At 43.2% G+C, this 10,790-nt stretch carries 10 protein-coding genes and 2 pseudogenes; 5 read left to right on the top strand and 7 right to left on the bottom strand.

Annotation, left to right across the window (positions count from 1 at the left end):
- The first annotated feature begins 8 nt into the window (after positions 1-8).
- From hda to E2K52_RS02860, 3 genes are all read left to right on the top strand, one after another.
- A complete protein-coding gene (gene hda, locus E2K52_RS02850) occupies positions 9-713 on the top strand; it encodes a DnaA regulatory inactivator Hda (protein ID WP_151203527.1) in 705 nt (234 codons plus the stop codon).
- A gap of 121 nt (positions 714-834) precedes the next feature.
- The gene (gene rbtA, locus E2K52_RS02855; RefSeq protein ID WP_151203529.1) at positions 835-2,634 is read left to right on the top strand and encodes a rhombotarget A; all 1,800 of its coding nucleotides are present in this window, start codon (positions 835-837) and stop codon (positions 2,632-2,634) included.
- 9 nt (positions 2,635-2,643) lie between these two features.
- Positions 2,644-5,052, top strand: a complete 2,409-nt coding sequence (locus tag E2K52_RS02860; protein WP_151203531.1) for a CSLREA domain-containing protein — start codon at positions 2,644-2,646, stop codon at positions 5,050-5,052.
- Positions 5,053-5,111: 59 nt separating this feature from the next.
- On the opposite strand, the gene E2K52_RS02865 is transcribed toward E2K52_RS02860, so the two are convergent.
- The 5 genes from E2K52_RS02865 to E2K52_RS02885 all read right to left on the bottom strand — a co-directional run bounded on the left by E2K52_RS02865 (position 5,112) and on the right by E2K52_RS02885 (position 8,403).
- The gene (locus E2K52_RS02865) at positions 5,112-5,519 is read right to left on the bottom strand and encodes a DUF3106 domain-containing protein (protein ID WP_151203533.1); all 408 of its coding nucleotides are present in this window, start codon (positions 5,517-5,519) and stop codon (positions 5,112-5,114) included.
- Positions 5,509-5,826, bottom strand: a complete 318-nt coding sequence (locus E2K52_RS02870; RefSeq protein ID WP_151203535.1) for a hypothetical protein — start codon at positions 5,824-5,826, stop codon at positions 5,509-5,511. The genes E2K52_RS02865 and E2K52_RS02870 overlap by 11 nt, the downstream gene beginning before the upstream one ends.
- The gene (locus E2K52_RS02875) at positions 5,823-6,437 is read right to left on the bottom strand and encodes an RNA polymerase sigma factor (RefSeq protein WP_151203537.1); all 615 of its coding nucleotides are present in this window, start codon (positions 6,435-6,437) and stop codon (positions 5,823-5,825) included. Before E2K52_RS02875 ends, E2K52_RS02870 begins: the two co-directional genes overlap by 4 nt.
- A 165-nt stretch (positions 6,438-6,602) precedes the next feature.
- On the bottom strand, positions 6,603-7,379 hold the full coding sequence (locus E2K52_RS02880) for a TrmH family RNA methyltransferase (protein ID WP_151203539.1): 777 nt from the start codon (positions 7,377-7,379) through the stop codon (positions 6,603-6,605).
- 49 nt (positions 7,380-7,428) lie between these two features.
- Positions 7,429-8,403: a class 1 fructose-bisphosphatase gene (locus tag E2K52_RS02885; protein ID WP_151203541.1), complete on the bottom strand. Its 975-nt coding sequence runs from the start codon at positions 8,401-8,403 to the stop codon at positions 7,429-7,431.
- 184 nt (positions 8,404-8,587) lie between these two features.
- Between E2K52_RS02885 and E2K52_RS02890 the strand changes: the two genes are divergently transcribed.
- Positions 8,588-8,767: an NF038105 family protein gene (locus E2K52_RS02890; RefSeq protein ID WP_151203547.1), complete on the top strand. Its 180-nt coding sequence runs from the start codon at positions 8,588-8,590 to the stop codon at positions 8,765-8,767.
- Positions 8,768-8,844: 77 nt separating this feature from the next.
- Here E2K52_RS02890 and pal read toward each other — a convergent pair whose 3' ends face one another.
- Both pal and tolB read right to left on the bottom strand, forming a co-directional pair.
- On the bottom strand, positions 8,845-9,417 hold the full coding sequence (pal, locus tag E2K52_RS02895; RefSeq protein WP_151203543.1) for a peptidoglycan-associated lipoprotein Pal: 573 nt from the start codon (positions 9,415-9,417) through the stop codon (positions 8,845-8,847).
- Between the two features lie 54 nt (positions 9,418-9,471).
- Positions 9,472-10,662 (bottom strand): annotated as a pseudogene (tolB, locus tag E2K52_RS02900) (Tol-Pal system beta propeller repeat protein TolB); the annotation flags it as partial.
- On the opposite strand from tolB, the pseudogene E2K52_RS15675 reads away from it, so the two are divergent.
- Positions 10,658-10,790, top strand: a pseudogene (locus tag E2K52_RS15675) (outer membrane porin, OprD family); the annotation flags it as partial. The pseudogenes tolB and E2K52_RS15675 overlap by 5 nt on opposite strands.

Raw genomic sequence — 10,790 nt, forward strand, 5'->3', positions numbered from 1 at the left:
AATATTATATGCGTCAATTGCAGTTAGATATAGAACCTCAACTCGATGCCCGAATCAGTGATTTTTCGGGTCCGGGCTGGGGGCATGTCATTGATGCCATTCGACAGTTACATGCTGGATTAATTAACCATTTTTATGTATATGGTGGGGCAGGTACAGGTAAAAGCCATTTACTGTCTGCGATTTGTGATTCTTATCTGGAGATCGGTAAGTCGGCCATTCAAGTTTCTTTATTAGAGCTGCTAGATGCACCCACTGAAGCCATTACCTCTCTGGACCGTTTTGATCTGATTGCGCTGGATGATATTGAAGCCATCAGTGGCGTACCGCATTGGCAACGCGCCGTTTTTCATTTGATTAATTATAATAATGAAGGGGGCGGTCAGCTGGTGTTTTCATCGCGTTTCGCGCCTATTGAATTAAAACTGGAACTACCAGATCTGCAATCTCGTCTGACCCAGGCGGTCAGTGTTCGAGTACCCAATGGTAGTCTATATGCTGACCGTTATGCGCTGGTTTCTTCAGTTCTGGATCGTCGCGGGATACATCTCGATCCACAAATTTTTGATTATTTACTCAACTACGGATCTCATCAAACCTCGGTATTATTGCAGACCCTGGAGCAGATTATCCAGCTATTAAAAGGAGAAAAGTTAAAGGTAAGTCATGCCAATTTAAGACAGATTTATGCATTAATTGACGAATATCGATAAGTTATAAAAAATCTTGAGTAATTACTCAGTCTATGCCAAAGTAAGGCAAAATTATTCGCTGTTGCACGGATTATGCAACTCTAGAAAAAAAACAAATAAATAAAAAACTAAGGAGAAGGTTATGCTCAAGAGGGGCATAGGCGTGGCTTTGCTATGTATAGCAGGGCAGGCATATGGTGCAGATATTGTTGTAACCACTACAGAAGATATTGAAAAAGACGACAAGGAATGTTCCCTTCGAGAAGCCATTGAATATATTAACCGAGAGGCAGGCAAAGAAGGCTACCTGGGATGTGGAGGAGAGAACTCTACAACCACCATTTTATTAAAAGCAAACAACACCTATGTCCTGAATAAGCACATTCCGGTTAAAAAATCCCTGACCATTCGATCTGTTGCTGAAAATGATGGAAACTGGAGCTCTACCGAGCAGGTGCGGGGCAGGGAAAATGCCCGTATTCAGATGAAAGGTACAGATAACCTGTTCCGGATTGCTAACAATGAAAATTGGATTACTGCTACTTTAAAAGAGCTAGACCTAGAAGGCTGTGGAGCGGCCAGTTGTGCTGAGGAAGGGGGCTTGATCTATAACCAAGGTAGATTAAGCCTGGAGCACAGCCGTTTGTTTAAAGGCGCGGCTATAAAAGGAGGCGCAATTTATAGTGCTGGTCAGTTTGGTGACAATCTGATGAGCAGTGTAATTATCAAAAATAGCCTGATTGAGAATAACAAAGCACAACAAGGGGGCATTCTTTATACAAAGTTGCCATTTTTCTTTATCACGCAAAGTGTACTAAGAGACAATCAAACCTCAAATCTGAGTAGTGCCAATATCTATACAGCCGGTCAGGTCGCTGATCTTGAAACTATTGAACGAAAAAATGCAGAAATGAGCAGCAGTACGCTACTTAAAAACAGCGGAGTGCTGATTAATGTAGTGGATGGAATGGGACTAAATAACCTGACCATTGTCGATAATGCAGATACAGCCTTACGTTTGGAAGCGCCGCATGCTAAAGCTTATGTAGCCAATAGTATTATCTTGAAAAATGGTGCACAGGATTGTCAGATTACCGCTACAGATAAAACAACTGTTCAAAATAATCTAGTAGGGAGTTGTGGAGCCGGAGAAGCCCGTTATCCAAACCAGATCTGGACTGGAACCCATCTATTTGCAGAAAAAACGAATCAGAGTGAAGGCGTTTGTCAAAATTTCAGAGAAAATACAACAGCAATTTTATGCCCTTATAGCATACCAAAAGACCAGTTCTTAGGGTATATACGGCCGCGTATTTTGTTGAGTCATGCGGTGGTAGAAGACTCGCCTATCGTAAATAAAGGCCTGCCTTCGAATAAGGTAGATAATAATCTGATTGGCTGTGCAGAAGCTGACCAGCGGAATAATAACCGTTTGATGGATAACCAGTTTTGTGACCGCGGTGCCATTGAAGTGATTGTTCCAACCTCTACGAGTCTGGTCGGCCAGGATTTGCTGAAAGGTGAGGTGGCCAAATTTTCAATACAGCCCTATCTTGGCGATAGTGACCTCTTGCCTAAAGAACAATGCAGCATTTTGGTAGGCCCACCTGCATCAGGACAAAGCTGGCAAGATGGATGTTTGAGAATTGTACAAACCAAAACAGAATCAAAAGGTAAAACCACCATTGATCTTGAAGGGAATGTAACTTATACCCCGGACTCTGGTTGGCATGGCGCAGATATTTTTGAAATTCAGGTCGTGACGTCTTCTACACGCTTTAATAAATCCAAGCCTTATCTGGTTTTGAGTACACAGATTGTGCAAGAGCTTAAAAATGAAATGCAAGACAAGTCAGTTAAAACTTCTGGAGGTGCGTGGGGTTTTGGTGGGCTAATTGCTTTGTTGGGATTAATAGGATTACAACGTTCTCTGAAAGATTAAGGAACAATCATGAAAAATTATAAAAAAGGGTTGCTTGCAGTCATGATTTTATCTGCCATGAGTTTGATGGCAGCTGAAGATAAAACTATTTATGTCACCACACTGTTAGATGAAGATGGGGAAAATTCTAAAGCTTGCTCTTTACGTGAAGCGATTAAAACTGCAAAGCTGGATAAGTCTTATGGGGGGTGTAATGTTGGACGTACACTCCGACTGGATGGGAGTGCAGCTGATGTCATTCAGCTTGAGGCAGGTGAATATAAGCTAGACCGTGAACTGATTGTAGAGTCAGCAGTGAAGATCTATGGTAAATCCCCCTATAGCTATAATACAAAAAGCCCGATCACTTTTTTATATCCTACCCGTGAAGCGCTGAAAACCACCATTTCTGGTCAAAGTAAGACCCGACTATTTAACACCTTAGAAAGTCAGGTGAGCTTAAACATTCAGAACCTTATATTAAAGGATGGTTATGCGACGAAAAATTCTTATGATCAGGGCAATGGGGGCACATTTTATGTCGCGGGGCCTTTAGGCGTGATTAATAGTGAAATTGTAGGGTCTAAAGCAGAGGCAGAAGGAGGAGCAATTTATGCGACTGCCTTGAATAATGAAAAAAATATCCAGATAGTAGATTCTTTAATTCGCAACAATGTGGCAAATACGTACGGCAGCATCTTGGCCATGGATTGCAGTGGAAATTTAGGCAGTACCCACACGGGGGTGGATATTATCCGAAGCAGTCTGATTGAAAATGGTTCCAGTCATACAGCGAGTATTCTAGATTTTTGTGGTGCAGCTAAAGTAAATATCCAGAATTCAACTATTGCCCAAAATACCGCCAGTGCCCAAGGCTATATTCTGCGTATGGCCCATCATTTAAGCCGGCCTTTAGCCAGTAGCTCAGTGCTCAATGCTTCTAACAATACAATTGTAGAAAACGTAGCAAAATCAGTTTTATATTATGATGACTTGGGAGTAAAAACGCTTAAACACAATGTTTTGGCATTTAATAAAGGTTTATCTTGTGAATATGCATTGAATGCAGGAAATCCTCCCCCAGCACCAAAAATTTCTTTCACGAGCGATTTCAATGCAATAGAGCAAACTGGGGAATCAAGGTGTGTATTGCCAGAGCTGGAGAAAGAAAAGGTCTCAACCAATATTGATGTATCCAATACAGCGCTTGAAAAGCTGTTGACGCCTTTTATAGAGCCTTCGATCAATAATCGTTATCTAGGTATGTATTATCCAATTGATAATCAAACTGATACAGACCTGGTTGATATTGGAGACAAAAATTGTATTGAAAACGATCAGCGCGGGATTGAGCGTGTCGTTGATGCCACTTTACTTTTCAATCCAGCTGCAAGAAATACCTGTGACATTGGCTCGATTGAAATGCGGCGTTTTACTGCAGCAGATATAGTCGGACTTAAAAATGTATCGTTAACAGAGCTATTGGATTCTTACCAAAAAAATATTGATGATCTTCAATCTATTCTGAATCACAAGGATACTTTGCCAGAAGAGCTTCCAGGTTTAAAAGAAGAGTTAAGAGAGTTTGAAGAGCTGCTCAAATATACCAAGCAGCACCAAAAATATCGCGCTATTTATATTGACCCTTTTAAGCTGGCGATGCCACAGGAAAACTTGGAAGCCAAAGAAATTATCATTCAAGCGCTTAATGCACAAAACTATGATGTTGAAGTGAAGTCTTTGGGCGTAGGTGGATTAACAGGTGAGGGGGATTCACTTACGGTAACAGGTCATCCGGAAGATCCGAATTTAAAGTGTGAATGGAAGCCGGATCTTCAACGGATCATCATGTATCGTACTGATGGGAAAGTAACAGATGCTAATGATATGGAGTTCTGTAAATACACCTTGAAAGATAAGAAGACAGGAGCGAGTAGCTCGGGAATTTTAAAGGTTACTTTTGCCAATATTCAGCCCATTATCAAGAGTGATGTCTATGCCATTAGCCCTGATAAGTATCTCAGCGTAACTGTTAATCCTTTGGAAAATGACAGTGATGATGGGGATGGACCTGCGATTAATGGCAAACCGGCTTTTTATCGGAATAACGACGGGCTAGAAATTCCTATCCGGATTAAAATGCCGGCAGGAGTAAGTGTCAGTGCTGAACGTGAAGGTCCTTGCCCAGGTGATTATCAAGGTGAGAGATGCTATGGCGGCCAACTGACTTTTAAAGTGAAAAATAGTTTAAGTCAGGCAGATTATACGATTATATATAATATATTTGATGCCGATGGGCTGATGTCTGCTGATGCAGAGATTTTACTACGCAATACGCTGAAGAACACCAATAATACTTCTAGTGGTGGCGGCTCTTTCGGTATTTTCGGGCTGCTTGGCTTGGTTGGTTTAGTTGGCTATCGCCGCTGGAAGAAATAATCACAACCTTCTGATATTTTAAAAGCCTCTATTTAGAGGCTTTTAATATTCTTTAGATTTCAGTGAGAGCTGGGCTGAGTCAATTGCTGATATTTTTGAATATATTCTTCACGAATGGCCAGACGTTCTTCAGGTTTCGCCTTTTGCATCCGTAAACCTAACTCTTTACGTTCCTGGCTGCTCATCATTTGCCAGGTTTCACGCATTTTCTGTTTTTCAGTCTCAGGAAGCTGAGTAAACCAGTCTAGACGTTGCTGCAAATTAATTTGTTGCTGTTCCGGAATTTCCTTCAAGGCCTGATAGCGTTTAATCAAGGCCAGTTGTTCAGAATCAGACAGATCTTCCCAGGTATCATTGACCTGAGTATGCGCGTCCTTGGAAAAAATCCAGAAACGTTCAACCCCTGCAAAACTGGTTTGTAAAAAGCTAAATGCGCAGAACGCAATCGCTAATCTTTTAGCTGCCATGGGGAACCTTGTCCTCACCTAAAACCATTAGCATTTCTAAATCTTCCAGCATTTGTGGAGAGAGTTTGGGTACTGAAACAGTTTGGGTTTGTGGCTCATGCTGGGTAGCAATATTCGGTAAAACGATTACACCTGCAATTGCGGCTGCCAGAGCAAAACCAGACATTTTTAGAAATGCAAAACGTGAATGTTTAGATTCCTGAATTTCTTCAAGAACATGGTGCATCACCACCGGTTTGTCTTTATGGTGTTGTGCCAGTCCATCAAGTTTGGAAGTTACTTGCTTTAAGAAATCATCTTCTTTCATTCGGATGACCCTCCCAGATATGGATTTAAATGTGCTAAAGAGGCACGCAGTCCTTGAATAGCACGGTGATAATGAGTTTTTACACTTCCTTCACTGCAGTTCATAATTTGTGCCGTGGTATGAGTATCAAAGCCTTCCCAAGCTCTAAGCATAAATGCCTGTTGTTGACGTAACGGTAACTTGGCAATGGCCTCCTGAATTTCTTCAGCAGTAACCGCCTGATCCAAAAACTCGAGTGGGGATGGTGTTGATTCATCTACCAAATGATCGAATTCAATCTCATCGTCATCGAGGCTGACTTTTTTAAAAAAGGAAAATGGCTGGCGCCGACGCGCTTCTTTCCGGCGCCAATCCTGCAACTTGTTGTTAAGGATCGTATAAAACAGGGGATACCATTCTTCAGTGCTTTTTTCAGCATAGGATTTATGCAAGGCAATAAAGGCTTCCTGAACCAGATCCATGGCAATGCCATGCTGATCCTGAGTTGCACTTTCCATCATGACCAAAGCGCGACCAGTCACATCCTGCATGAAATTCTTTAAGCGAGACTCAGCGGTACTCTTTAGAATACTTGCCTCTTGTGACTGTAACGGTTTTGGTGCTAAATCCATAGAGATGGAAAACCCTGTCATTCGACACCCACCATTATTCCCAACTTTATATATATAACGCTGGGACTAATGATTTGGTTGACAATAAAACTTATTATTTTTGTAGTGTAATCTATTTTACAAATACACGGGTTGGAATTAAAACAATGTAACCTAAATACTCATTTAGATACGTTGACGGACCATTTCAAAGAAGCAGATTGACCCGGCAATCGCAACATTTAAGGATTCCTGTCCACCCGGTTGCGGAATAGCCACGGCTTCTGCATGTTGCAGGGCATAATCTGATACCCCTTGGCCTTCATTGCCTAGAATCCAGACACAGGCTTTACGCAGATCCTTGCTATACAGGTTGCTAGAACGATGTGAGCTGGTGACATACACTGGAATCTTGAAGTTTTGCAGTACCTCTTCCAGGGCAATATTTTCAAAAGTTTGCAAAGAAAAATGCGCGCCCATACCTGCACGTAGTACACGGGGTGACCAGAGTGAGGCTGAACCTTTGGTGCAAATTACCTGATCAATTCCGGCCGCGGCAGCAGAACGTAACAGGGTGCCGACATTGCCCGGGTCCTGCACATTTTCCAGAATCAGGGTGTCTGCCGTGTAGTCCAAGGTCTGACTTGAGCTTGGAATATCTACAATCGCCAGACAGGCCAGAGAAGTACCTAAGGTACTTAAATCTTTATAAAGTGATTCACCAATCACGAATACCACGCCTGAGTATTTTTTTAAAATCGTATCGAAATCAGGATGTTCCAAGGCGTGTTCAGTTGTGAAAATGGAGTTGATTTTTTTATTTTCATGTAACCATGCAAGACACAGGTGCGTACCTTCAAGCACGGTTTGCCCTTGTTTTTTACGATAAGAATTCTGCTCAATTAAACCACGCAGGTGTTTAATTTTAGGATTGTCTTTGGATTCAAGGAAGATGGTTGGCATAGGGAAAAGTCCACGGCAGTCGATCGGATCATCAACTGCCGTTTAAAAATTAATGATGGTAGCTGGTGACAAGCTCAACTTCGTTTTTTGAACCGATAATCACAGGCACGCGCTGATGCAAATCTGTGGGTTCGATTTCGAGAATGCGTACACGGCCCGTTGTTGATGTACCGCCTGCCTGTTCCATCAGCATGCTCATTGGATTGGCTTCGTACATTAAACGCAGACGGCCGGCTTTTTTAGGATCTTTCAGGTCGTATGGGTACATGAAAATCCCGCTGCGGCACAGAATACGGTGAATATCACCTACCATACAGGCCACCCAGCGCATATTAAAGTCTTTTTCACGTGGGCCAGTTTTGCCCGCGAGCAGTTCATCAATATAACGTTGTACCGGTTTTTCCCAGTGACGCTGATTTGAAGCATTGATTGCATATTCTTGGGTATCGGCTGCGACCTGAATATTTTCAGAAGTCAGTAAAAACTCCTGGCTTTCCGGATCAAAAGTAAAGAATACGGTACCGGTACCCACAGTCAGCGCCATCATGGTGGAAGGACCGTAGAGTACATAACCTGCTGCAACCTGATGTACACCAGCCTGCATGAAATCTTCCGCCTGAGTTACAGCATTTTTTGCAGGCAGAACCGAGAAAATAGTACCTACACACATATTGATGTCGATATTGCTTGAACCATCGAGTGGATCGAACAAGACCAGGTATTGACCATTTTCTTGTGCAGGCGTAAAGGTATCCAGTTCTTCCGAGGCCAGACCGCCGACATGTGGGTGCTGTTGCAAAGCATCAATCAGATAATCATTGGAAATGACATCCAGTTTCTTTTGCTCTTCGCCTTGAACGTTTTCAAGCTGGGCGCTTCCCAATATACCTGCTAAAGCACCTTTTTGCAGAAGTTGATCAATACGCTTACATGTATTCCCAATTGTTTCAATTACTTGTGCAAGTTCAGGTGTGAGGTTCCCGCTTTGTTGTTGTAAAAACTGGGATAAGGTGCGGTATGACATAAGAGAAAAGCTCCAAGACTTAAATCAGGAAAAAATGATCAAAACGATATGCGGCTACATTTTAGATGAGAACGCTTGAAAAGAACAATTAAACTGGGTTATTTGTTGTGATTTTGCCCTTGCAACTCTGCTGGAAAGTGCTATGTTGAAGGCAAAGGAAAAAGTTGTATATAGGAGCACAGAGATGACGGTATTAAAGTTTGATGCGACTCCGACGCCAGGAGAGGCAATTAATCTTGATGAGATTTCCGAAGACAAGATGAAAGAAGCCTGGAAGGATTATGAGGCTAAGCCTGAATATAAAAAATTCAATAAGCATGACATGATTGAATCGATGCAACCTGCTGAGGAAGAGCAGGGATGATCTCATCTTCAAATCTTCATGCAATAAAAAAGCACTCGATTGAGTGCTTTTTTATTGGGCTTAGAGTGTGGTAATGATTATTTCAACAATGGCGGAACGGCTTCGTAATTGATTTCAACACGGCGGTTTTCTTTCCAGGCACTTTCGTCATGGCCTGGATTCACCGGCATTTCTTTACCATAGCTGACCGCTTCCAGTTGGTTGGTATTGACACCAGTGGTGATCAGGAAGCTTTCAACCGCTTTAGCACGGCGTTCACCCAGTGCCATGTTGTATTCACGTGTACCGCGCTCATCTGTGTGACCGGTTAAAGCTACACGGGAGTTAGCATTGGCCATCAGGAACTGGGCATGGGCCTGAAGCGTGCGAATGTCGTCATTGCTGAGTTCGCTACTGTCATAGTTAAAGTGTACAACGCGCTTTGCAAGATAAGCCTTATTCTCAGCCGTCACCCCTTTGGATGATGCGCCAGCCATGTTTTGTGCACCTAATGCTGCATCTTCACTCAAGCCTTGAGTATTGACGGTCGTGCTACCGCTAGTATCCAGGTTGCCGGTCTGTACTTCAGCGGCAGGCTTGCGGCTTGCACAACCCGTCATCACTACGGCTGCTGCAAGTAAAGGAAGCGCAAATAATTTTACTTTGTTCATCTTCATCTCCATGAAGGTTGATTATGGGGTAAAGCATTTTTAAATATTAAACTGTTATTTGGGTGCCCAAGCCGGTTCACGAACTTCACCGGTTTCACTTGGTAAATTCATGCGAAAGCGGCCATCCAAGGTCATGATTGACAGCAGACCACGTGCGCCTTCGCGTGTGGCATAAACCACCATCTGGCCATTTGGTGAGAAGCTTGGCGATTCATCCAGACTGGTTGGGGTCAGAATATTGGTTACACCAGAATTTATATCCTGTACCGCTACTTTATAATTACTGCCGCTTGGGCGATGTACCAAGGCAAGCTTTTTCCCATCTGCACTTAAAGTTGCGCGAGCATTAAAGGCACCCCGAAAGGTTAAGCGTTTGGTGGTCTGGTTGACCAGGTCGTAACGGTAGATCTGCGGAGAACCCCCACGGTCTGATGTAAAGATAAAGGATTTGCCATCTGGTGCATAACGGGCTTCGGTATCAATTGAGCTATCATTGGTCATACGCTGTAACTGGCGTGTTTCCAGACTCATCTGATAGATTTCCGGATTACCGTGCATGGAGGCAGTAAACAGCATAGTTTTGCCATCTGGCGAGAAGCTTGGCGCGCCGTTTAAGCCACGGAAGCTGGCCAGTTTTTCACGTTGACCTGTAGCCAGTTCCTGTACATAAATAGCAGGGCGCTTGGTCTCAAAAGACACATAAGCAATTTTTTTCGCGTCCGGTGTCCAGGCTGGTGACAAAATCGGATCGCGTGAGGTCAAGATGGTCTTTGGCTGTTCACCGTCGGTATCGGCGATTTGCAGGGTATAACGCTGTTCCGGCGTGGCCGGGTTACGCAGCACATAGGCAATACGGCCGCTAAAGTCGCCTGCAATTCCTGTTAATGCCTGATAAATTGCATCACTGATCATATGCGCTGCCTGGCGGGTACGCGAGGCGGGAACAGTCAGTAATTCATTGAGTAAATATTGTCTTTTTTCAACATCATAGAGTTGATACTGGATGCTAAACGAACCATCAGGATTGGTTTTAGATGAACCCGTTACAACATAAGGTACGCCAGCAGATGCCCAAGCTTCTGCATTAGGGGTGTTGAGGGTCGCTGTCGCAGGCAGGTTTTTTGAAGCACTGGTAAATTTTCCAGAACGATTCAGGTCATTTTCTACAATCGGATAAATACTCTGGTCTTGACTAAAAGGCACGATGGCAATTTTAGGCGCCGCTTCAGGGGCTTTGGTAATTTCTCAGAAAAAAAAATTAGCATTGGCAGTTTTAATTCAATCTGCCCTAGTCTCAACCGCATTTGCCAGTGAGCAAAGCGAATCTAAAGGTTTTGTTGAAGATGCAGAAGGTTCTGTTCTGTTCCGTACGG

It is taken from the genome of Acinetobacter sp. RF14B (genome assembly GCF_006864105.1).
Classification (GTDB): Bacteria; Pseudomonadota; Gammaproteobacteria; order Pseudomonadales; family Moraxellaceae; genus Acinetobacter; species Acinetobacter lwoffii_C.

Bases quoted from the DNA above. Each gene is read 5' to 3' on its own strand.
- hda (WP_151203527.1), top strand. From the start codon at position 9: ATGCGTCAATTGCAGTTAGATATAGAACCTCAACTCGATGCCCGAATC.
- rbtA (WP_151203529.1), top strand. From the start codon at position 835: ATGCTCAAGAGGGGCATAGGCGTGGCTTTGCTATGTATAGCAGGGCAG.
- E2K52_RS02860 (WP_151203531.1), top strand. From the start codon at position 2,644: ATGAAAAATTATAAAAAAGGGTTGCTTGCAGTCATGATTTTATCTGCC.
- E2K52_RS02865 (WP_151203533.1), bottom strand. From the start codon at position 5,519: ATGGCAGCTAAAAGATTAGCGATTGCGTTCTGCGCATTTAGCTTTTTA.
- E2K52_RS02870 (WP_151203535.1), bottom strand. From the start codon at position 5,826: ATGAAAGAAGATGATTTCTTAAAGCAAGTAACTTCCAAACTTGATGGA.
- E2K52_RS02875 (WP_151203537.1), bottom strand. From the start codon at position 6,437: ATGGATTTAGCACCAAAACCGTTACAGTCACAAGAGGCAAGTATTCTA.
- E2K52_RS02880 (WP_151203539.1), bottom strand. From the start codon at position 7,379: ATGCCAACCATCTTCCTTGAATCCAAAGACAATCCTAAAATTAAACAC.
- E2K52_RS02885 (WP_151203541.1), bottom strand. From the start codon at position 8,403: ATGTCATACCGCACCTTATCCCAGTTTTTACAACAACAAAGCGGGAAC.
- E2K52_RS02890 (WP_151203547.1), top strand. From the start codon at position 8,588: ATGACGGTATTAAAGTTTGATGCGACTCCGACGCCAGGAGAGGCAATT.
- pal (WP_151203543.1), bottom strand. From the start codon at position 9,417: ATGAACAAAGTAAAATTATTTGCGCTTCCTTTACTTGCAGCAGCCGTA.